Source organism: Streptomyces sp. NPDC059906 (assembly GCF_042730645.1).
Taxonomy (GTDB): domain Bacteria; phylum Actinomycetota; class Actinomycetes; order Streptomycetales; family Streptomycetaceae; genus Streptomyces; species Streptomyces rubrogriseus.
This window is the reverse complement of record NZ_JBHWKU010000004.1, coordinates 384,726-405,504: the sequence shown is the minus strand read 5'-3', so window position 1 is coordinate 405,504 and position 20,779 is coordinate 384,726. Positions and strand designations below refer to the sequence as shown.

The following is a 20,779-nucleotide window of genomic DNA, read 5'->3' as shown; positions in this document are numbered from 1 at the left end:
TGCGTGCCACGTCTGGAGAACAGCCCCCACTGCCCCGCCGCCCCCTTCCACCGGCGGTTGCCCGACCGCAGGCATCACCTTTATCCAGTCAGCCGGAGGAGTGGGACATGGTTCACTGCCTCCAATGGTCACCACAGGCAAGCGCCCGAAGGGATCTCCCCCCGTGCCTCACAGCATCGACCAAGCCTTCACGGCACTCCCCCTACGCGCCCTCGCCGACGCCGCCCTCGCCCGGGCGCGTGCCCTCGGCGCCGAGCACGCCGACTTCCGGCTGGAGCGGGTGCGCAGCGCGTCCTGGCGGCTCAGGGACGCCAGGCCCGCCGGGTCCTCGGACACCACCGACCTCGGGTACGCGGTGCGGGTGGTGCACGGCGGCACGTGGGGTTTCGCGTCCGGCGTGGACCTGACCCTGGACGCGGCCGCCAAGGTCGCCTCGCAGGCGGTGGCGATGGCGAAGCTGTCGGCGCAGGTGATCAGGGCGGCCGGGTCGGACGAGAGGGTCGAACTGGCCGCCGAGCCCGTGCACGCCGACAAGTCCTGGATCTCGGCGTACGAGATCGACCCCTTCTCCGTGCCGGACACTGAGAAGGCCGCCCTGCTGGCCGACTGGAGCGCGCGGCTGCTGGCGGCCGACGGGGTCGACCACGTGGACGCCTCGCTGCTCACCGTGCACGAGAACAAGTTCTACGCCGACACCGCCGGGACCGTGACGACGCAGCAGCGCGTGCGGCTGCACCCGGTGCTCACCGCCGTGTCGGTGGACGACTCCAGCGGCGAGTTCGACTCCATGCGCACGCTGGCGCCGCCGGCCGGGCGCGGCTGGGAGTACCTGACCGGCACCGGCTGGGACTGGGATTCCGAGCTGGCCGAGATCCCGGAGCTGCTCGCCGAGAAGATGCGGGCGCCGAGCGTCGAGGCGGGGCTGTACGACCTGGTCGTCGATCCGTCGAACCTGTGGCTGACCATCCACGAGTCCATCGGGCACGCCACCGAGCTGGACCGCGCCCTCGGCTACGAGGCCGCCTACGCCGGGACCTCCTTCGCCACCTTCGACCAGCTCGGCAAGCTGCGCTACGGCTCGGAGCTGATGAACGTCACCGGCGACCGCACCGCCGAGCACGGCCTGGCGACCGTCGGGTACGACGACGAGGGCGTCGCGGGCCAGTCCTGGGACCTGGTGAAGGACGGCACGCTGGTGGGCTACCAGCTCGACCGGCGCATCGCGCGGCTCACCGGCTTCGAGCGGTCCAACGGGTGCGCCTACGCCGACTCCCCCGCCCACGTGCCGGTGCAGCGGATGGCCAACGTGTCGCTGCTGCCGGATCCGGGCGGGCTGTCGACCGAGGACCTGATCGGGGGCGTCGACCGCGGGATCTATGTCGTCGGGGACCGGTCCTGGAGCATTGACATGCAGCGTTACAACTTCCAGTTCACCGGTCAGCGCTTCTTCCGGATCGAGAACGGGCGGCTCACCGGTCAGCTGCGGGACGTGGCGTACCAGGCGACGACCACCGACTTCTGGGGGTCCATGGCGGCCGTCGGCGGCCCGCAGACGTACGTCCTGGGCGGTGCCTTCAACTGCGGCAAGGCCCAGCCGGGGCAGGTCGCGGCCGTCTCGCACGGCTGCCCGTCCGCCCTCTTCAAGGGAGTCAACATTCTGAACACCACCGAGGAGGCCGGTCGATGAGCGTCCGCAGCAGCAAGCCGCACGAGGTCGTCGAGCGGGCGCTGGAGCTGTCCCGGGCGGACGGGTGCGTCGTCATCGCCGACGAGGAGTCCACCGCCAACCTGCGCTGGGCGGGCAACGCGCTCACCACCAACGGTGTCACGCGCGGGCGCACGCTGACGGTCGTCGCCACCGTGGACGGGCGGGAGGGCACGGCGTCCGGGGTGGTGTCGCGCTCGGCCGTGACCGTGGACGAGCTGGAGCCCCTGGTGCGGGCCGCCGAGGCCGCCGCGCGGGGTGCCGGTCCGGCCGAGGACGCGCAGCCGCTGGTCCCGGGCGGGCCGGGGTCGCCGGACTTCGCCGACGCGCCCTGCGAGACCTCGTCGGCCGTCTTCGCCGACTTCGCGCCGGCGCTCGGGGAGGCGTTCGCCCGCGCGCGGGCGGGCGGCCGGGAGCTGTACGGGTTCGCGAACCACGAGATGACCTCGACCTACGTCGGCACCTCGACGGGGCTCCGGCTGCGGCACGACCAGCCGAACGGAACGCTGGAGCTGAACGCCAAGTCGCCGGACCGTACCCGGTCGGCGTGGGCGGGACGGGCCACGCGGGACTTCAAGGACGTCGATCCGGCGGCCCTCGACGCCGAGCTGGCCGTACGGCTGGGCTGGGCCGAGCGGCGGGTGGAGCTGCCCGCGGGGCGCTACGAGACGCTGCTGCCGCCGACCGCGGTCGCGGATCTGCTGATCTACCAGTACTGGTCGGCGTCCGGCCGGGACGCGGTCGAGGGGCGCACGGTGTTCTCCAAGCCCGGCGGCACCCGGGTCGGCGAGCGGCTGGGCACACTGCCGCTGACGCTGCGCAGTGATCCGCACGAGCCGGGGCTGGAGAGCGCGCCGTTCGTGGTCGCGCACTCCTCGGGGGGCGACCAGTCGGTGTTCGACAACGGGCTGCCGGTGGCGGCGACCGACTGGATCCGGGACGGCGAGCTGCACCGGCTGACGACCACCCGGCACAGCGCCGGGCTGACCGGGCTGCCGGTGGCACCCGCGATCGGCAACCTGATCCTGGACGGCGGCGACCCCGACCGGTCCCTGGACGAGATGGTCGCGGGGACGGAGCGGGGGCTGCTGCTCACCTGCCTCTGGTACATCCGCGAGGTCGACCCGGCGACGCTGCTGCTGACCGGGCTGACCCGGGACGGCGTCTACCTCGTCGAGCACGGCGAGGTCGTCGGCGAGGTGAACAACTTCCGGTTCAACGAGTCGCCCGTGGGCCTGCTGGGGCGGGCGACCGAGGCGGGGCGCACGGAGAAGACGCTGCCCAGGGAGTGGGGCGACTGGTTCACCAGGGCCGCGATGCCCGCGGTGCGGGTCCCCGATTTCAATATGAGCTCTGTCAGCCAGGGCGTATAACCTCGTACCTGATTTCGCGAGACCACTCAAGGAGACACGAGAACCGTGACGGACATCGTCGACGAGCTGAAGTGGCGCGGGCTGTTCGCCCAGTCCACCGACGAGGATGCTTTGCGCAAGGCGCTCGCGGACGGTCCCGTCACGTTCTATTGCGGCTTCGACCCGACCGCGCCGTCCCTGCACGTGGGGCACCTGGTGCAGGTGCTCACCGTGCGCCGGCTCCAGCAGGCCGGGCACCGGCCGCTGGCGCTGGTCGGCGGGGCCACGGGCCAGATCGGCGACCCGCGTCCGACCGCGGAGCGCACGCTGAACTCACCGGAGACCGTCGCGGGCTGGGTCCAGCGGCTGCGCGGCCAGATCGAGCCGTTCCTGTCCTTCGAGGGCGAGAACGCCGCGGTGATGGTGAACAACCTCGACTGGACCGAGGGCCTGTCGGCGATCGAGTTCCTGCGGGACATCGGCAAGCACTTCAGGGTCAACAAGATGCTGACCAAGGACTCCGTCGCCCGGCGCCTGGAGTCCTCCGAGGGGATCAGCTACACGGAGTTCAGCTACCAGCTGCTCCAGGCGATGGACTTCCTCCAGCTCTACCGGAGGTACGGCTGCACGATGCAGCAGGGCGGCAGCGACCAGTGGGGCAACCTCACGGCCGGCCTCGACCTGCTGCACCGCCTGGAGCCGGACGCGTCCGTGCACGCCTACGCGACGCCGCTGATGACCAAGGCGGACGGCACCAAGTTCGGCAAGACCGAGGGCGGCGCCGTCTGGCTCGACCCGGAGATGACGACGCCGTACGCGTTCTACCAGTTCTGGCTGAACGTGGACGACCGGGACATCTCGACGTACATGCGCATCCTGTCCTTCCGCTCCCGCGAGGAGCTGGAGGAGCTGGAGCGGCAGACCGGGGAGCGTCCGCAGGCCCGGGCGGCGCAGCGCGCGCTGGCCGAGGAGCTGACGACGCTGGTGCACGGCGCCGGTCAGACGGCCGCCGTGATCGCCGCGTCCAAGGCCCTCTTCGGCCAGGGCGAGCTGGCGGAGCTGGACGAGCGCACGCTGGCCGCGGCCCTGTCCGAGCTGCCGCACGTCCGGGTCGCCGAGCCGGCCCCGGTGGTCGACCTGTTCGCCGAGGTGGGCCTGGTGGCCAGCAAGTCCGCCGCACGCCGCACGGTGAAGGAGGGCGGCGCCTACGTGAACAACGCCAAGGTCACCGGCGAGGACGCCGTCCCCGCCAAGGAGGACCTGCTGCACGGGCGCTGGCTGGTGCTGCGCCGCGGCAAGAAGAACCTGGCCGCGGTGGAGATCACCGGCAGCACCGGCGCCTGAGCGGGCGCACGCGCGAGGGGCGTGCTCCGGCGCCGCACGGCTGCCGGCGCACGCCCCTTCGCCGTACGGCGTGGGTCCGGAGCGGGGTCAGGCCCGTTCGCGTCGCCTGCTGCCGCGGAACGACGTGTAGGCCGCGTCGCCGAGACCGACCACGATGATCGCCGCCACCAGCTGGAACAGGTGCCGCCACCAGTCGATGCCGGAGGTCGCGTCGACGCCGGCCGCGCGGGCGATCGCGTTGCCGACGATCGCGCCGATCATGCCGCAGATGGTGGTCAGCCACAGCGGCATGTGCTGCTTGCCGGGAATGATCGCCTTGGCGATCAAGCCGAGCACGAATCCCACGATGATCGCCCACAACCAGCCCATGGCTGCCTCCTCGTCCGGCTCTACGCGAGCAATGCCACCAGTGTTCGGGCGTACGGCGTACGGCGCATGCCGCGTACGGCCGAACGGGGGACCGGCGCCCGGCCGTAAGGCGCAGGCGGTACGGCCGGACCGGGGGTGCCCCGGTCTCGTGAGCGGCGCAGGCGCGGCGTAACGTGGTGAGTTGTCCGGGACCGGAGTCCCCGAGCGGCCGCGGACGAGAGCGGGGCGGGGAGAGTCCGATGCGGGCGGATGGTGGAAGCGGATGCGGAAGCAGAGTGCCGGCGGCAGTGCCGAGGTGTTCCGGATCACCGGGGCCCGGACGGGCCTCCAGGAGGACGTGCGCGGGCGGCAGCGGCGGTACATCATCTCGATGTCGGTCCGTACGGTGTCGGTGATCCTCGCGGTCTGCCTGTGGAACGTGGAACGGCACGTCGCGATCGTGGCCCTGGTCCTCGGGGCCGCGCTGCCGTACATCGCGGTCGTGATCGCCAACGCGGGGCGCGAGAACGCGCCATCCCTGCCGTCGACGTTCGTGACGGCGCCGACCCCGCCGATGATCATGCCGCCGCGGGCCGGGAACGGCGGGGCGGAATCCGTCCCGGAGGGCGCGAGCGCTGATCCGGGGCCGGGTGCGGCCGGTGAGCCGCACGGCCGGCCGTGACCGCCACACCCCCTGCGCGGCGGCGTCGATTCCACGCCAGGCCGAAGAACTGCTCAGATGAATCGTGTTGTTCCGGTGCCGGGCGATGGGTGAGCCGTGACATACTTCGTACGCGCTCCGCATCCCCCGTCGGAGCGACGGACCGACGCCGGGCAGCTCCCCCCGTGGCTGCTCGGCGTCGCCTTGTGTGCGGGCCCTGTGCGTGGATCTGTGAGACGAAACCGGTGGATCTGTGAGACGAAACCGTGAGTGACGAAACCACCCCGATCTGCTCCGCCAAGGGCTGCCGCACCCCCGCCGTGTGGGTGCTGGCGTGGAACAACCCGAAGATCCACACTCCGGAGCGCCGCAAGACGTGGATCGCGTGCGACGAGCACCGCGAGCACCTGTCCCAGTTCCTCGGGGTGCGGAACTTCCTCAAGGACGTGGTCCCGCTCGCCGAGTGGGAAGCCCCGGAGGACTCCGGCAGGCCCTGAGGGACCCTGCCTTGGTCCTTAGCCCCCGATCGCGGACATCGGGCGGTCGGGCTGGACGAAGGTCGGGTCGTCGAGGCCCGCGCCCGCCTTCTTGCCCCACATGGCCAGGCGCCAGATGCGGGCGATCTCCTCGTCGGGGGCGTCGGAGCGCAGGGCGGCGCGCAGGTCGGTCTCCTCGGTGGCGAAGAGGCAGGTGCGCACCTGGCCGTCGGCGGTCAGGCGGGTGCGGTCGCAGGCCGAGCAGAACGGGCGGGTGACGGAGGCGATGACGCCGACGCGGTGCGGGCCGCCGTCCACCAGCCAGCGTTCGGCGGGGGCCGAGCCGCGCTCCCCGGAGCCTTCGGCGGTCAGCTCGAAACGGGTCCGCAGGGAGGTCAGGATGTCACCCGCGGTGACCATGCCCTCGCGCTTCCAGCCGTGCTGGGCGTCCAGCGGCATCTGCTCGATGAAGCGCAGTTCGTAGTCGTGCTCGACGGCCCAGGCGAGCAGGTCGGGGGCCTCGTCGGCGTTGAGCCCCGGCATCAGGACGCTGTTGACCTTGACCGGGGTGAGTCCGGCCTCGCGGGCGGCCGCCAGGCCCTCCAGGACGTCCTTGTGGCGGTCCCGGCGGGTGAGGGTCTTGAAGACGTCCGGGCGCAGGGTGTCCAGCGAGACGTTGACCCGGTCCAGGCCCGCCGCCTTCAGGGCCGTGGCCGTGCGCCTGAGGCCGATGCCGTTGGTCGTGAGCGACATCTGGGGGCGGGGCTCCAGGGCCGCCACGCGCTCGACGATGCCGACCAGGCCGGGGCGCAGCAGCGGCTCGCCGCCGGTGAAGCGGACCTCCTCGATGCCGAGGGAGGTGACCGCGATGTCGATGAGGCGGACGATCTCGTCGTCCGTGAGCAGGTCGGGCTTGGCCAGCCACTGCAGGCCCTCTTCGGGCATGCAGTAGGTGCAGCGCAGGTTGCAACGGTCGGTGAGCGAGACCCTCAGGTCGGTGGCCACTCGGCCGTAGGTGTCGATGAGCACGTGGGCCCCCTCCCTCGACGCGGATCGGCGGAGCACTTCTCTCCTCCGACACCGTCGAGCCTACGTGACCGCTCGGACATCGACATCGGCCCGAACCCACGACGCGCGACGCGGCCGCGTCGTAGGGATCTACGAGCGGCCGCGCCGGTGCCGGTCGGGCGGGGCGTCAGTGCGCTCCGGTGCCGGTCAGGGACCGGACCTCCAATTCCGCGTACTTCGCCTCGTCGGGCTCCTCCTTCGACAGGACCGTGCCGAGCCAGCCCATCAGGAAGCCGAACGGGATGGAGATGAGACCCGGGTTCTGCAGCGGGAACCAGGCGAAGTCGACGTCCGGGAACATCGCCTTAGGGTCGCCGGAGACGACCGGCGAGAACAGCACCAGGCCGACGGCGACGATCAGGCCGCCGTAGATCGACCACAGGGCGCCCTGGGTGGTGAACCGCTTCCAGAAGAGGCTGTAGAGGATGGTCGGCAGGTTGGCCGACGCGGCGACCGCGAAGGCCAGGGCGACCAGGCCGGCCACGTTGAGGTCGCGGGCGAGGGCGCCGAGCCCGATGGAGACGATGCCGATGAAGACGGTCGCCCAGCGGGCCGCCTTCATCTCCTCCTTCTCGGTGGCCTTGCCCTTGCGGATCACGTTGGCGTAGATGTCGTGCGCGAAGGACGAGGACGAGGCCAGGGTGAGGCCCGCGACCACGGCGAGGATGGTCGCGAAGGCCACCGCCGAGATGGTGGCGAGCAGGATCGCGCCCCAGGCCGAGTCGACGCCGCCGACGTGCAGCGCGAGCAGGGGTGCCGCCGTGTTGCCGGACGGGTTGGACGCGATGATCTCGTCCTTGCCGACGAGCGCCGCCGCGCCGAAGCCGAGGGCGATGGTCATCAGGTAGAAGGCACCGATGATGCCGATCGCCCAGTTCACGGACTTACGGGCGGCCTTGGCGTTGGGCACCGTGTAGAAGCGGATCAGGATGTGCGGCAGGCCGGCGGTGCCGAGCACGAGGGCGATGCCCAGGGAGATGAAGTCCAGCTTGGACGTCCCGGTCACGCCGTACTTGAGACCGGGCTCCAGGAACGCGGAGCCCGCGCCGCTGTTCTCCGCGGCCTTGCCGAGCAGGTCGGAGATGTTGAAGTCGAACTTCAGCAGCACCAGGAAGGTGATCAGGATGGTGCCGCCGATCAGCAGCACGGCCTTGACCATCTGGACCCAGGTGGTGCCCTTCATGCCGCCGATGGTGACGTACACGATCATCAGGACGCCGACGAGGGCGACGATGAGGATCTTGCCGGCGTCGGAGGTGATGCCGAGCAGCAGCGAGACCAGGATGCCCGCGCCCGCCATCTGGGCCAGCAGGTAGAAGATCGAGACGACGATCGTGGAGGTGCCGGCGGCGGTGCGCACCGGGCGCTGGCGCATGCGGTAGGCGAGGACGTCGCCCATCGTGTAGCGGCCGGAGTTCCTGAGCGGCTCGGCGACCAGGAGCAGGGCGACCAGCCAGGCGACCAGGAAGCCGATGGAGTAGAGGAAGCCGTCGTAGCCGAAGAGGGCGATGGCGCCGGCGATGCCGAGGAAGGACGCGGCCGACATGTAGTCGCCGGAGACGGCGAGGCCGTTCTGGAAGGCACTGAAGGACCGGCCGCCCGCGTAGAAGTCGGCGGCGTCCTTGGTCTGGCGGCCCGCCCAGACGGTGATGCCGAGCGTCGCGAGGACGAAGAGCGAGAAGAGCGTGATGATGAGCGGCCGGTGCTCGCTGGCCTCGTTGGCGGCCAGCTCGGCGGCGAAGACGGTCTGTGCGGGGCTCATGCGCCGCCCTCCATCCGGGTCTTGATGGCCTCGGCCTTGGGGTCGAGCTTCGCGGCGGCGTGCCGCGAGTACCACCAGGCGATGAGGAACGTGGTGACGAACTGGGCGATGCCGAAGACGAACGCGACGTTGATGTTGCCGAACAGCTTGGTGCCCATGAAGCCGCCGGCGTAGTTCGACAGCAGCACGTAGAGCAGGTACCAGGCGACGAAGGCGACGGTCAGCGGGAACGCGAAGGAGCGGAAGGAGCGGCGCAGTTCGGCGAACTCGGCGCTCTGCTGCACTTCGGAGAACTCCTCGGCGGAGGGGAGTCGGTGTTCCTCTTGCGAGGGGGGCTCCTCTTTCGAGGGGGGCGGTGCGTCGGTGGCCACGGAGTCTCCTCGTACGACGGACATGACGGCTTGGACCTCGGTGTTCTCGCAGGGGGCTGATCGTGCTCGGGCTCCCTGTCCAACGACACGGCGCCCCGCGGGGACCGGTTCAACACCCGTGGCACTTTCCGAAGTCACCCTCGGCGGGTCATTGCTGGCCAGGGACTTCGGGGGATAGCTTCACCCTGCACCACTACGTCATGTACCTGCCCGATTACCCGTGTGCGGGCGGGTGCCGTTCTGCCGGATGATGTGGAGAACCCATGGATCATCTGCGATCCGCGCGCGATCCGCGCTCCAGACGCCGGCTCGTTTCCCGAGTTTTCCCGACGGACTGGAGACACCACGCATGACCGCTCCCCTCTCGCGTCACCGCCGTGCCCTCGCGATCCCGGCGGGCCTCGCCGTGGCCGCGTCGCTCGCGTTCCTGCCGGGCACCCCGGCCGCCGCGACCCCCGCGGCCGAGGCCGCCCCCTCGACGGCGGCGGACGCGACCTCGCTCAGCTACGTCGTCAACGTCGCCTCCGGGCACCGTCCTTCGGCCTCCGTGCGGCGGGCGATAGCCAAGGCGGGCGGCACGATCGTCACGTCGTACGACCGGATCGGCGTGATCGTCGTCCACTCCGCCAACCCCGACTTCGCCAAGACCGTCCGCAAGGTGCGCGGCGTGCAGTCGGCCGGTGCCACCCGCACCGCGCCGCTGCCCTCGGCCGCCACCACCGACACGGGCGCGCCGCAGGTGCTGGGCGGCGAGGAACTGGCCGCCGCCAAGGCCTCCTCCGGGAAGGCCGAGGGCCAGGACCCGCTGGAGTCGCTCCAGTGGGACCTGCCCGCCATCAAGGCGGACAAGGCGCACGAGAAGTCGCTGGGCAGCAAGAAGGTGACCGTCGCCGTCATCGACACCGGCGTCGACGACACCCACCCGGACATCGCCCCGAACTTCGACCGGCAGGCGTCCGTCAACTGCGTGGCGGGCAAGCCGGACACCACCGACGGGGCCTGGCGGCCGAGCGCGGCGGAGAGCCCGCACGGCACCCACGTGGCCGGGGAGATAGCCGCCGCCAAGAACGGCATCGGCATGACCGGCGTGGCGCCCGGGGTGAAGGTGGCCGGCATCAAGGTCTCCAACCCGGACGGCTTCTTCTACACAGAGGCAGTGGTCTGCGGCTTCATGTGGGCGGCCGAGCACGGCGTCGACGTGACCAACAACAGCTATTACACCGACCCGTGGTACTTCAACTGCAAGGACGACCCGGACCAGAAGGCGCTCGTAGAGGCCGTCTCGCGGGCCTCCCGGTACGCGGAGAGGAAGGGCGCGGTCAACGTCGCCGCGGCCGGCAACGAGAACTACGACCTCACCTCCGACGAGATCACCGACCCGTCCTCGCCCAACGACACCACGCCCGGCGACCGGACCGTCGACCCGTCGAAGTGCCTGGACATCCCGACCCAGCTGCCGGGCGTCGTGACGGTCGCGGCGACCGGTGCGAAGGGCCTCAAGTCGTCCTTCTCCAACCACGGTCGGGGCGTCATCGACATCGCCGCGCCCGGCGGCGACTCGACGGCCTACCAGACCCCGGAGCCGCCCGCCACGAGCGGCCTGATCCTGGGCACGCTGCCCGGCGGCAAGTGGGGCTACATGGCCGGTACGTCGATGGCGTCCCCGCACGTCGCGGGCGTCGCCGCCCTCATCAAGTCGACGCACCCGTACGCGTCCCCCGCCATGGTGAAGGCCCTGCTGTACGCCGAGGCCGACGCCACGGCGTGCACCAATCCGTACGACATCGACGGCGACGGCAAGGTCGACGCGGTGTGCGAGGGCCCGAAGAACCGCAACGGCTTCTACGGCTGGGGCATGGCCGACGCGCTGGACGCGGTGACCTGGTAGCCGGTACGCGTACCTGTGCGTGATGCGGGGGCGGTGGTCCGGTTCCGATCGGGTCCGCCGCCCCCGTCGTCGTGCGGTGGGTCTGTTCGCCGACGGGATCGCGGCGGTCAGTGAGAGCTTCGGGCAGGGCTGCATGAGGTTCATGGACGACGTCCTCGGTGAACCGGTCGCGGGTCGAGGAGGCAGTGGGCAACTGGACCGAGCAGGCCTCCGCCCCGCGCGAGCCGAAGAAGGCGCGGCGGTGGGAGCTGCGGCCCACGGACGTGCGCAAGGAGGTGCGGCTGTGGTGGTCGGCCGCTTCCCATCCGCGGGACGCGTCCGTGACCGGCACGGCACGGGACTCGTGAGGGCGACGACGGAACTTGCCCGGATCTGGTGACTTGGTGAAGATCCTGGGGTGACCTCGATACGACCCCCGTCCCGGACCACCGACACCGGACGCCACTCGCGGCCCTCCGGCACCGGCCGGACGGTCGCCGTACTCGTGCTGGTGGCCCTGGGCGCGCTGATACCCGTGCTCGGCCCCTCCCCCGCGCTGCACGGCACCGGGGAGGCCGAGGCTCCCGGCACCGGCGGCATCGGCCTGCTGCGCACGGTGCTCTTCGCCGCGCTGAGCGTTCCGCTCGGCGAACTCTTCGCGAACCGGCTGGCCCGGTCGCTGCCCGGCGCTCCCCCCGACCGGCCCCGCAGCTGGTCGCCGTACGCGGCCGCCGTCGGTCTCGCGGCCGCGCTGGGGCTGGCCTCGGTGGTGGCCACGGGCAACCTGGTGCCGGACTCCGTCGCCGACATCGACGTCGGCGGTCTCTACGAGTCCCGTGACGGCAAGCTCGCCCTGCTGGAGGTCAACGGATTCCTCGCGGCCTGGCTGTGCGCGACCTCGCGGCGGCCCGGACTCCAGGTGTGGCCGCTGGCCGCGGTGATCGTCGCGGACGCGCTCCGCGCGCACCCCACGACCGAGTACAGCCCGCTGCTCGGCTCCGGACTGACCCTCGTCCATCTGACGTGTGCCTCTCTGTGGGTGGGCGGTCTGCTGTACGTGCTGCGGACCCTGCGGCGCTGGGGGGCGGCGGAGGCGGCGGGGCCCGCCCTGCTGGGGCTCTACGCGCGCGTGGCGGCCGTTCTGCTGGGGGCCCTGACGGCCACCGGGGTGGGCAGTTCGCTGCGCCGGATGCCGGCGGGCACGATCCTGGACCAGCTGACGGACACCGCCTACGGGCGGGTCCTGCTGGCCAAGGTGCTCCTCGTGGCCGCCGTCGCCGCCCTCGCGCTGTGGGCCAGGATCCGGCTGAGCCGCGCGGCCGACCCGCTGACCGCCTGCTCCCCCGCGCGCGCGGAGGTCGTCGCCCTGGGCGTGGTGGTGGCGGTGTCGGGGCTTCTGACGGCCCTTCCGGTGCCGATCCGGTGGTGAGCGCGCACACGGGGTGCCCCAACGCTCCTGCGGTGCCCGGAACTTGACGGCACGGGCCCCCTGCGGGACCGGAGTGTCGGTCCGGGCCCGTATCCTCATTGACCATGCTCGAAGACCGCACGACCGCAGCGCCGTCCGCCACGGCGTGGCCGACCGCGTATCCCCAGGGGTACGCGGTCGTCGACGTGGAGACCACCGGCCTGGCCCGCGACGACCGCATCATCTCGGCGGCCGTCTACCGGCTGGACGCCCGCGGCGAGGTCGAGGACCACTGGTACACCCTGGTCAATCCGCAGCGCGATCCGGGCCCGGTGTGGATACACGGTCTGACCAGCGCCGTGCTCCGGGACGCGCCGCTCTTCCCGGACGTCGCCGAGGAGTTCGCGGCCCGGCTCGACGGGCGGGTCCTCGTCGCGCACAACGCGGTCTTCGACTGGCAGATGATCGCCCGCGAGTACGCGCGCGCGGAGCGCGAGGCACCGGTGCGTCAACGCCTGTGCACCATCGCGCTGTCCAAGGCACTGGACCTGCCGCTGCCCAACCACAAGCTGGAGTCGCTGGCCGCGCACTTCGGCGTCGTGCAGCAGCGGGCGCACCACGCGCTGGACGACGCCCGGGTGCTGGCGGAGGCGTTCCGGCCGAGCCTGCTCGCCGCGGCGGCCGGGGACGTGCGGCTGCCGCTGCACGAGTGCCGACCGCTGACCGAGTGGTCGGACCGGCCGACGCCCCGGATCGGGCAGCAGGCGGGCTACGCGAGCTACCGGCCGACCAGTTGGCGCCCCTCCCGCAAAAGGCCCGCATGCCCCCACCCCAACCCGGGCCGGTACGAAGCGGGCAAACGGCTCAAGCAGGGCATGCGGGTCGCCTTCTCGGGTGACACCTCCGTCGAGCGCGACCTGCTGGAGGACCGCGCCGTCGAGGCGGGCCTGCACGTCGCGACCAGCCTGTCCCGGCTGACCAGCCTGCTGGTCACCAACGATCCGGACTCGGGCACCTCCAAGGTGGTCAAGGCCCGCCAGTTCGGGACTCCGGTGGTGGACGAGGCGGCCTTCGGGCAACTGCTCGCGGACGTCGAGCCTGCGGACGGGTGATTCCGGGCGACTCGCCCGGCGCCCGTCGGCCCGCGTTCGCGGCGACGGCCCACCCTGTGGCGCATGGCGACATGTGAAGTCTGCGGCAACAACTACGGAATGACCTTCGAGGTCCACGCCCAGGGAGCGGTGCACGTCTTCGACTGCTTCTCCTGCGCGATCCACCGGATGGCCCCGATCTGCGAGCACTGCCGGGTGCAGATCATCGGCCAGGGCGTCGAGGTCGACGGCCACTGGTTCTGCGGGGCCCACTGCGCCCGCGCGGAGGGGAGGGCGGGGATCGTCGACAAGGTCTGAGCGCTTCGCGTGACCGTCGGGCGACGCGGTCGTTGAACCCGCGCCGCGGTGTTATCGGACGTGTTCCCCGCCGACGCGGGGCTGTGGCCCTCGCGGGGACCTCCTCGCGAGGGCGGATCCCGGCCAAGGTACCGTCAATGCGTGTACCGCTTCCTGTTGTCCCGCCAGTGGGTGATCCTCACGCTGGTCGCCGTGCTGCTCATCCCCACGATGATCAAGCTGGGCTTCTGGCAGATGCACCGCTACGAGGAGCGCACCGCTCGGAACGACCTGGTCGCGCGCGCGCTCGAGGCGTCACCGGCACCCGTTGAGTCGCTGACCGCACCCGGCAAGAAGATCACCACGCGTGAGCGGTACCGCACCGTCACCGCCAAGGGCCGCTTCGACACCGACCGCGAGGTCGTGGTCCGCCGCCGCACCGACTCCGACGACAACATCGGCTACCACGTGCTGACCCCGTTCGTGCTGAACGACGGCAAGGTCCTGCTGGTCAACCGGGGCTGGATCCCCGCGGACGGCCCGAGCCAGACCGCGTTCCCCAAGGTCCCCGAGCCGCCCCGGGGCGAGCTGACCCTCACCGGCCGGCTGATGCCCGACGAGACGACCGAGGCGAGCGGCATCAAGGATCTCGAAGGCCTCCCGGACCGGCAGATCATGCTCATCAACAGCGAGCAGCAGGCCGAGCGCCTGGACGCCCGGGTGCTCGGCGGATACGTCGTCCTGAAGACTCCCGAGCCGAAGAACGACACCCCGGAGCCGATCGGCAAGCCCGGCAACGAGAACGCCGCGCTGAACTTCGCCTACGCCATCCAGTGGTGGCTGTTCGCGGCGGCCGTACCGGTCGGCTGGTGGTTCCTGGTCCGCCGGGAGAAGCGCGACCGGGAGGCCGCCGAGGATGTGGAGCCCACGCAGCCGGAACCCGTGACGGTGTAGTCCCGCGGCGGTGTAGTCCCGCGGCGGGAGCGCGCGGGCGGATCCGATTGCTCCGGCCGAGGCCGGGAAGAGGTCAACCCGTGCACCCCCACATCGAGGACTACGCGCTCATCGGCGACCAGCAGACCGCGGCCCTGGTCTCCACGGACGGCTCCGTGGACTGGCTCTGCCTGCCCCGCTTCGACTCGGCCGCCTGCTTCGCCAAGCTGCTCGGCGACGAGGACAACGGCCACTGGCGCATCGCGCCCAAGGGCGCGGAGCGCTGCACCCGGCGCGCCTACCGGCCGGACACCCTCGTCCTGGACACCGAGTGGGAGACCGAGGACGGTGCGGTCCGCGTCACCGACCTGATGCCCCAGCGCGACCGGGCCCCCGACCTCGTCCGCATCGTGGAGGGCCTGCGCGGTGAGGTCACCGTGCACAGCGTGCTCCGGCTGCGCTTCGACCACGGCTCGATCGTCCCGTGGGTGCGCAGGGCCGACGGGCACCGGGTGGCCGTCGCCGGGCCCGACTCGGCGTGGCTGCGCAGCGAGCCCGAGGTGCGCAGCTGGGGCCAGGACTTCGGGACGCACGCGGAGTTCACCGTCGCCGCGGGCGAGAGGGTCGCGTTCGTGCTGACCTGGCACCCCTCGCACGAGCCCCGGCCGCCGCTGATCGACCCGTACATGTCGCTGGAGCACAGCGTCGAGGACTGGCGCGAGTGGGCGGCACGCTGCCGCTACGACGGCCCGCACCGGGACGCCGTGGTCCGCTCCCTGATCACGCTGAAGGCACTCACGTACAAGCCCACCGGCGGCATCGTGGCGGCCCCCACCACGTCACTGCCCGAGGAGCCGGGGGGCGTGCGCAACTGGGACTACCGCTTCTGCTGGCTGCGCGACTCCACGCTCACCCTGGGCGCCCTGCTATCGGCCGGGTACCTGGAGGAGGCCGAGGCCTGGCGCGACTGGCTGCTGCGCGCGGTCGCGGGCAACCCGGCGGACCTGCAGATCATGTACGGCGTCGCGGGCGAGCGGCGGCTGCCCGAGTCCGAGTTGCCGTGGCTGTCCGGCTTCGCCGGGTCCGCACCCGTGCGCATCGGCAACGACGCGGTGAACCAGCTCCAGCTGGACGTGTACGGCGAGGTCATGGACTCCCTGTCGCTGGCCCGGCGGGCGGGGATGCGCCCCCGGCCGCAGATGTGGGAGTTGCAGTGCGCCCTGATGGAGTTCCTGGCCACGGCGTGGCGGGAGCCGGACGAGGGGCTGTGGGAGGTGCGGGGCGGGCGCCGGCAGTTCGTGCACTCGAAGGTGATGACGTGGGTGGCCCTGGACCGGGCGGTGCGCACGCTGGAGCACCATCCGGAGCTGGGCGGCGGTGACCTCGACGGCTGGCGGGCGCTGCGCGACGAGGTGCACCGCGAGGTGTGCGAGAAGGGCTACGACCCGGTGCGCAACACCTTCACCCAGTACTACGGCTCGCGTGAGCTGGACGCCTCCCTGCTGCTGATCCCGCGCGTGGGCTTCCTGCCGCCGGACGACCCGCGGGTGGTCGGCACGGTCGACGCGATCGGCGCGGAGCTGACCCGGGACGGCCTGGTCCGCCGCTACAGCACCGAGGGCCGCCGGGTCGACGGCCTGCCGGGCGGCGAGGGGACGTTCCTGGTGTGCTCGTTCTGGTACGCGGACGCGCTGCACGCGACCGGCCGGACGAAGGAGGCCCGGGAGCTGTTCGAGCGGCTGGTGGGGCTCGCCAACGACGTGGGGCTGCTGGCCGAGGAGTACGACCCGGTCTCCGGACACCAGCTCGGCAACTTCCCGCAGGCCTTCAGCCACGTCGGCCTGGTGAACACGGCCCTCGCCCTGTTCGGGGGCGAGGGGGCAGGATAGGGGTCATGGATCTTGGACTGAAGGACCGGGTGTACGTCGTCACGGGTGCCACCCGGGGCCTGGGCAACGCCGCCGCGCGCGAGCTGCTCGCCGGCGGGGCGAAGGTGGTCGTCACGGGCCGGGACGAGAAGAGCGTCGCTCAGGCGGCCTCGGCGCTGGGCCCGGAGGTGGTCGGGGTGGCCGCGGACAACGCCGACCCGGAGGCCGCGGGGCGGCTGATCGCGACCGCCCGTGAGCGCTTCGGCCGTTTCGACGGCGTGCTGATCAGCGTGGGCGGGCCGCCGCCCGGGTTCGTCGCCGACACCACGGACGAGCAGTGGCAGTCGGCGTTCGAGTCGGTGTTCCTCGGCGCGGTGCGCCTGGCCCGGGCGGCGGCGGCCGAGCTGGCGGACGGCGGGGTGATCGGGTTCGTGCTGTCGGGCTCGGTGCACGAGCCGATTCCGGGCCTGACCATCTCCAACGGTCTGCGCCCCGGCCTCGCGGGCTTCGCCAAGTCGCTCGCCGACGAGCTGGGCCCGCGGGGCATCCGCGTCGTCGGCCTGCTGCCGGGGCGCGTCGACACCGACCGGGTGCGCGAGCTGGACGGGCTGTCCGCCGACCCGGAGGCGACCAGGGCGGCCGCCGAGTCCCGCATCCCGCTGCGCCGCTACGGCGCCCCGGAGGAGTTCGGCCGCGCGTCGGCGTTCCTGCTCTCCCCCGCGGCGTCGTACATCACGGGCGTGATGCTGCCGGTGGACGGCGGCGTGCGGCACGGGTTCTGAGGAACCGGCCGGGCAGGGCCCTGGTGTGGACACCGGGCCCGAAGCCGCTGCCGCGTCCGGGAGTCACGCGTCCCGCACGCCGGGCCGCGATCCCGCGCGCGATCGCCCGGACGGGCCCCGGGCGCCGGTCGTGGTGCGCTCAGCCGGACGTCCGCGCCGGCCGTCCCCTCAGTTGACCCGCTCGGCCCCGTGCTTGACGCCGCGGAGCTGGACCTCCGCCGGGAGGGCGGTGAGGTTCGCCGAGTCGCGGGCGTGGGTCAGGGCCCGGGTGGTGAGGTCGTGCAGGGCCGTGCCGGGGTCCACGTGGGGGGCCAGGAGCAGCCGGACGCGGGTCGCCGGGGCGTCGCGGCGGCCGGTGAGCCGGACGCCTGCCCGTTCGACCCCGTCCACGCGGTCCGCCTCACCGGCGATGACGTCCTCCAGCGCCCTGCCGCGCAGCGTGGCGCCCTCACCGTCCCCGGTGTCGACGAGGACCTCGGTCAGCCTGCGGCGGCGTACCACCGCGACCAGCCACCACAGGGCGAGCAGCAGCAGGACGGCGAGCGCGGCGATGACGACCGGCCACCACCAGCCGGCCTCCCGCCACCGGGTCCGTTCGGCGTTGCTCAGCAGCACGTCGTGCGGCCCCTGGTGGACCCACCAGGAGGGTGCCGGGGCGTCGAAGCCCACGGCCAGCACCGCGCCGCCGAGGGCCAGCAGGACCAGGCCCGCCAGCGCCGTCAGTACCCGGTTCACCGTCCTGAGCACCGCGCTCACCCCTTCCGTCCGGGGCGCGCCACCCGCAGCGACACGGCGGGCCGCCGGGCCAGTCCGAGGCCGCGCACCGCGTCGTCGAGCACACCGTCCAGGTCGGCCCGTACGTCGTCCAGTTCCCGGAAGTGCGACAGCGCCCGTACCCGGGCCCGGCGGCGGCGCATCCGCACCCGCGCCGACTGCACCCCGGAAACCTCCATGGCCCGGTCGCGCAGCACCGTGGCGGCGGCGTCCCGGTGCAGCCCGGCGTGTACGTCCGGGTGCGTGCGCCGCATCGGCAGCACCCGGCGCAGTCCGGGGGTGAGGGCCAGCACGAGCAGCCAGAGCCCGAGGGCCGCGGCGACGCCCGCGCCGACCAGCACCCAGGTGTCGTCGACGGGCCGTTCGGCGAGCTGCCGGGTCAGGTCGCGGCGCCAGCCGAGCGCGGTCCGGCCTGCGCGCACGGCGGCGACGTCGTAGAGGAAGGCCCCGGCGAGGAGCAGGAGCAGCAGCGCGACGAGGCCGGCGGGGACGCGGCGCACGGACCAGAAGCGGCCCGCCCGTCCGCTCCCGGACGCGTCCGGGGGGCCGGGCTCGTGCCGGTCCGGCGACGGTGCCGCACCCGGGTGGGTGTCGCGTTCCACGACGGGCAGGCGCTGGGTGCTGCCCTCTCCCGTCCCGGAGCCCCGCGGCTCGCTCATCGCGTCCTCCCGTGCCTCGCGCCGTACTGCGCCGCCAGGTGCAGCCGCTCCACCTGGACGGCGACCTCCGGCACCGCCATGCCCACCAACGCACGTACCCGCTGGACGACTTGGTGACGCACCCGGCCGCAGCGGGCGCCGATGTCGCAGGGGTAGTCGAGTTCGAGGTGGACCCGGACGTGTGCGGTGTCGTGGTGGACGTCGACGGTCGCGTACGGCCGTGCGGCGTCCGGGTGGAGCGGGCCGAGCGCCTCGCGCGCCGCCCGGGCGGCGACCTTGGCGACGACCCGGTCGGCGATCCGCGTGGCGCCGCGCTCGCCCGGTGCCACGCGGGCCAGGGGTTCGAGGAGCTCACCGGCTCCATCGCTCACGCCGGTCACCGCCGCCGGTCGTCGCGGGAGCGGAAGAAGTCACCGAGTTCCATGTCCCCCTCCAGCAAGCGGCCGACGACGAACCCGACGGCCCCGAGGGCCGCCACCAGCAGGAAGGCACCGAACCCGCCGAAGTATCCGGCGAAGCCCAGTGCCATGCCGGCGATCATGCCGACCACGGCCATGTTCATGGTGCGCTCCCCTCATTCACCGATTCACTCACCGTTCAGTCAGCGTTCCGTCGGCGTTCCGTCAGCTTCAGTGTCACCTGATCCGGGGCTCCGGTTCCTCGTCCTCCTCGTCGGGCAGCTTCACGTCGCTCACCGCGATGTTGACCTCGACGACCTCCAGACCGGTCATCCGCTCCACCGCCGCCACCACGTTCTCCCGCACGTCCCGGGCCACGTCCGCGATCGACACGCCGTACTCGACGACGATCTCCAGATCGAGGGCGGTCTGCTTCTCGCCGACCTCGGCCTTGACCCCGCGTGTCACCCCGGACTTGGTCCCGCCGGGCACCCGGTCGCGCACGGCGCCGAAGGTGCGCGACATTCCGCTGCCCATCGCGTGCACACCGGAGACGTCGCGTGCCGCCATTCCGGTGATCTTCTCGACGACGCCGTCGGCGATGGTGGTGCGTCCCCTGGTGCCGGGGTCTCCGCCGCCGCGCCGCATCGTCTGGCCCTTGGCCGTACCGGGGGTCTCGATCGTGTCCTGCCCGCTCCGGTGGCTCTCCATGTCGCTCATCGCCGTACGTCCCTTTCGGTCGTAGTCCTGTGTCCACGTTAGGCGGGGTTGCGGTGACTCGCGCCACGGATGCGGCAGGCTGGGGCAATGACGACGGCGGACGGGTGGACGCGGGCGGTGCGGGAGCGGTTGGGTCTCAGCAGGCTGCTGCCGCTGGGCGGCCCGGGGGACGGCGCGTGGATCGCCGAGCGGGCGGCCCGGGAGGTGCTGCTGGCGGCGGCCCGGGGGGTGCCGGGGGTGCGTCCGGGTGACCTGCGGGTCGGGCTCGCGGACCCGGACGACGTGCGCGAGCCCGCCGTACCGCTTCCGCCGGGTGCGCTGCCGCCCGGTCCGCTGCGGGTGACGGCCGACTTCGCGGTGGTCGTGGGGCCGACGGCGGCGGTCGCGGAGCCCCTGCCGGCGACGGCCGTGCGCCTGCGGGCCGCGCTGACAAAGGCGGCGGCCGCGCGGCTCGGCCTCGCGGCGGCGGACGTGGACCTGCGGGTGACCGGCCTGCTCGACGAAACGCCGGAGGCGGGTCCGGAGGCCGGGCCCGAGCCGGGGCCCGTCGACGCGGCCGACGTGACCGACGTGCCCGACACCGAAACCGACGGCGACGGCGACGGCGACGGAAGGGAAGCGAGCGGGGACGAGGGGCGCGTCGCCCGGGCCGCGCTGGCGGTGCCGGGCGTGGTGCGGCTGACGGGCGTACTGGGCCGTCCGGTGCACCTGACCGAGCCGCCACCGCGGGAGGGCGCCCTGCCGCGCCGCCATGTCCGGGTGGAGCTGGCGGTGCGGGCGGACCACCGGGTCGTCGAGGTGGCCCGGCGGGTCCGCGCGGCGGTGTCCGAGGCCGTGGCGGACCGTCCGTCGGTGGCGGTGGTGGTGACCCGGACGGACGCCGGCTGAGAAGCCG

23 protein-coding genes are annotated in these 20,779 nt (G+C 72.6%); 14 read left to right on the top strand and 9 right to left on the bottom strand.

Annotation, left to right across the window (positions count from 1 at the left end; genetic code table 11):
* Window positions 1-163: 163 nt before the first annotated feature.
* Genes ACFV9J_RS09550 through tyrS form a run of 3 tightly spaced genes read left to right on the top strand, consistent with a single transcriptional unit; the run spans window position 164 to window position 4,401 of the window.
* Window positions 164-1,687 (top strand): TldD/PmbA family protein, encoded by a 1,524-nt coding sequence (locus tag ACFV9J_RS09550; protein WP_385352150.1) that lies wholly within the window; start codon window positions 164-166, stop codon window positions 1,685-1,687.
* Window positions 1,684-3,078: a metallopeptidase TldD-related protein gene (locus ACFV9J_RS09545; RefSeq protein ID WP_385352148.1), complete on the top strand. Its 1,395-nt coding sequence runs from the start codon at window positions 1,684-1,686 to the stop codon at window positions 3,076-3,078. The genes ACFV9J_RS09550 and ACFV9J_RS09545 overlap by 4 nt, the downstream gene beginning before the upstream one ends.
* 45 nt (window positions 3,079-3,123) lie before the next feature.
* The gene (tyrS, locus tag ACFV9J_RS09540; protein ID WP_385352146.1) at window positions 3,124-4,401 is read left to right on the top strand and encodes a tyrosine--tRNA ligase; all 1,278 of its coding nucleotides are present in this window, start codon (window positions 3,124-3,126) and stop codon (window positions 4,399-4,401) included.
* Between the two features lie 87 nt (window positions 4,402-4,488).
* On the opposite strand, the gene ACFV9J_RS09535 is transcribed toward tyrS, so the two are convergent.
* A complete protein-coding gene (locus ACFV9J_RS09535) occupies window positions 4,489-4,770 on the bottom strand; it encodes a GlsB/YeaQ/YmgE family stress response membrane protein (protein WP_385352144.1) in 282 nt (93 codons plus the stop codon).
* Between the two features lie 262 nt (window positions 4,771-5,032).
* Here ACFV9J_RS09535 and ACFV9J_RS09530 point away from each other — a divergent pair, with 262 nt between their 5' ends.
* The gene (locus ACFV9J_RS09530) at window positions 5,033-5,431 is read left to right on the top strand and encodes a DUF3099 domain-containing protein (RefSeq protein ID WP_385352142.1); all 399 of its coding nucleotides are present in this window, start codon (window positions 5,033-5,035) and stop codon (window positions 5,429-5,431) included.
* Window positions 5,432-5,676: 245 nt separating this feature from the next.
* Complete coding sequence (locus ACFV9J_RS09525; protein WP_385352140.1) at window positions 5,677-5,907, top strand: hypothetical protein; 231 nt, start codon at window positions 5,677-5,679, stop codon at window positions 5,905-5,907.
* 18 nt (window positions 5,908-5,925) lie between these two features.
* Here the strand turns inward: ACFV9J_RS09525 and moaA are convergent, their stop codons facing one another.
* The 3 genes from moaA to ACFV9J_RS09510 form a co-directional block, all read right to left on the bottom strand.
* Complete coding sequence (moaA, locus tag ACFV9J_RS09520) at window positions 5,926-6,915, bottom strand: GTP 3',8-cyclase MoaA (RefSeq protein WP_385352138.1); 990 nt, start codon at window positions 6,913-6,915, stop codon at window positions 5,926-5,928.
* Window positions 6,916-7,081: 166 nt separating this feature from the next.
* A complete protein-coding gene (locus tag ACFV9J_RS09515; RefSeq protein WP_385352136.1) occupies window positions 7,082-8,716 on the bottom strand; it encodes a cation acetate symporter in 1,635 nt (544 codons plus the stop codon).
* Window positions 8,713-9,087, bottom strand: coding sequence for a DUF485 domain-containing protein (locus tag ACFV9J_RS09510; RefSeq protein WP_003976999.1), 375 nt, complete (start codon window positions 9,085-9,087; stop codon window positions 8,713-8,715). Before ACFV9J_RS09510 ends, ACFV9J_RS09515 begins: the two co-directional genes overlap by 4 nt.
* Window positions 9,088-9,436: 349 nt before the next feature.
* On the opposite strand from ACFV9J_RS09510, the gene ACFV9J_RS09505 reads away from it, so the two are divergent.
* The 8 genes from ACFV9J_RS09505 (at window position 9,437) to ACFV9J_RS09470 (ending at window position 17,333) form a co-directional block, all read left to right on the top strand.
* A complete protein-coding gene (locus ACFV9J_RS09505; RefSeq protein WP_385352134.1) occupies window positions 9,437-10,975 on the top strand; it encodes a S8 family serine peptidase in 1,539 nt (512 codons plus the stop codon).
* Between the two features lie 158 nt (window positions 10,976-11,133).
* A complete protein-coding gene (locus ACFV9J_RS09500; protein ID WP_385352132.1) occupies window positions 11,134-11,322 on the top strand; it encodes a hypothetical protein in 189 nt (62 codons plus the stop codon).
* 50 nt (window positions 11,323-11,372) lie between these two features.
* On the top strand, window positions 11,373-12,383 hold the full coding sequence (locus ACFV9J_RS09495; RefSeq protein WP_385352130.1) for a CopD family protein: 1,011 nt from the start codon (window positions 11,373-11,375) through the stop codon (window positions 12,381-12,383).
* Between the two features lie 104 nt (window positions 12,384-12,487).
* The gene (locus ACFV9J_RS09490) at window positions 12,488-13,474 is read left to right on the top strand and encodes a DEDDh family exonuclease (protein WP_385352128.1); all 987 of its coding nucleotides are present in this window, start codon (window positions 12,488-12,490) and stop codon (window positions 13,472-13,474) included.
* Between the two features lie 63 nt (window positions 13,475-13,537).
* On the top strand, window positions 13,538-13,771 hold the full coding sequence (locus ACFV9J_RS09485) for a hypothetical protein (RefSeq protein ID WP_003976994.1): 234 nt from the start codon (window positions 13,538-13,540) through the stop codon (window positions 13,769-13,771).
* Between the two features lie 141 nt (window positions 13,772-13,912).
* Window positions 13,913-14,704 carry an SURF1 family protein gene (locus ACFV9J_RS09480; RefSeq protein WP_385352126.1) on the top strand — a complete coding sequence of 264 codons (792 nt, stop codon included), beginning with the start codon at window positions 13,913-13,915 and terminating at the stop codon, window positions 14,702-14,704.
* Window positions 14,705-14,784: 80 nt separating this feature from the next.
* Complete coding sequence (locus ACFV9J_RS09475; protein ID WP_385352124.1) at window positions 14,785-16,572, top strand: glycoside hydrolase family 15 protein; 1,788 nt, start codon at window positions 14,785-14,787, stop codon at window positions 16,570-16,572.
* Between the two features lie 5 nt (window positions 16,573-16,577).
* On the top strand, window positions 16,578-17,333 hold the full coding sequence (locus tag ACFV9J_RS09470; protein WP_385352122.1) for an SDR family oxidoreductase: 756 nt from the start codon (window positions 16,578-16,580) through the stop codon (window positions 17,331-17,333).
* Between the two features lie 168 nt (window positions 17,334-17,501).
* On the opposite strand, the gene amaP is transcribed toward ACFV9J_RS09470, so the two are convergent.
* The 5 genes from amaP to ACFV9J_RS09445 all read right to left on the bottom strand — a co-directional run bounded on the left by amaP (window position 17,502) and on the right by ACFV9J_RS09445 (window position 19,884).
* Window positions 17,502-18,089 carry an alkaline shock response membrane anchor protein AmaP gene (amaP, locus tag ACFV9J_RS09465; RefSeq protein ID WP_385352120.1) on the bottom strand — a complete coding sequence of 196 codons (588 nt, stop codon included), beginning with the start codon at window positions 18,087-18,089 and terminating at the stop codon, window positions 17,502-17,504.
* A complete protein-coding gene (locus tag ACFV9J_RS09460; RefSeq protein ID WP_385352118.1) occupies window positions 18,086-18,766 on the bottom strand; it encodes a DUF6286 domain-containing protein in 681 nt (226 codons plus the stop codon). The genes amaP and ACFV9J_RS09460 overlap by 4 nt, the downstream gene beginning before the upstream one ends.
* A complete protein-coding gene (locus ACFV9J_RS09455; protein WP_385352116.1) occupies window positions 18,763-19,146 on the bottom strand; it encodes a hypothetical protein in 384 nt (127 codons plus the stop codon). Before ACFV9J_RS09455 ends, ACFV9J_RS09460 begins: the two co-directional genes overlap by 4 nt.
* Window positions 19,143-19,328 carry a hypothetical protein gene (locus ACFV9J_RS09450; protein ID WP_361172276.1) on the bottom strand — a complete coding sequence of 62 codons (186 nt, stop codon included), beginning with the start codon at window positions 19,326-19,328 and terminating at the stop codon, window positions 19,143-19,145. The genes ACFV9J_RS09455 and ACFV9J_RS09450 overlap by 4 nt, the downstream gene beginning before the upstream one ends.
* Before the next feature lie 73 nt (window positions 19,329-19,401).
* On the bottom strand, window positions 19,402-19,884 hold the full coding sequence (locus ACFV9J_RS09445) for an Asp23/Gls24 family envelope stress response protein (protein ID WP_385352114.1): 483 nt from the start codon (window positions 19,882-19,884) through the stop codon (window positions 19,402-19,404).
* 87 nt (window positions 19,885-19,971) lie between these two features.
* On the opposite strand from ACFV9J_RS09445, the gene ACFV9J_RS09440 reads away from it, so the two are divergent.
* On the top strand, window positions 19,972-20,772 hold the full coding sequence (locus ACFV9J_RS09440) for a nucleopolyhedrovirus P10 family protein (RefSeq protein WP_385352112.1): 801 nt from the start codon (window positions 19,972-19,974) through the stop codon (window positions 20,770-20,772).
* Window positions 20,773-20,779 lie beyond the last annotated feature (7 nt).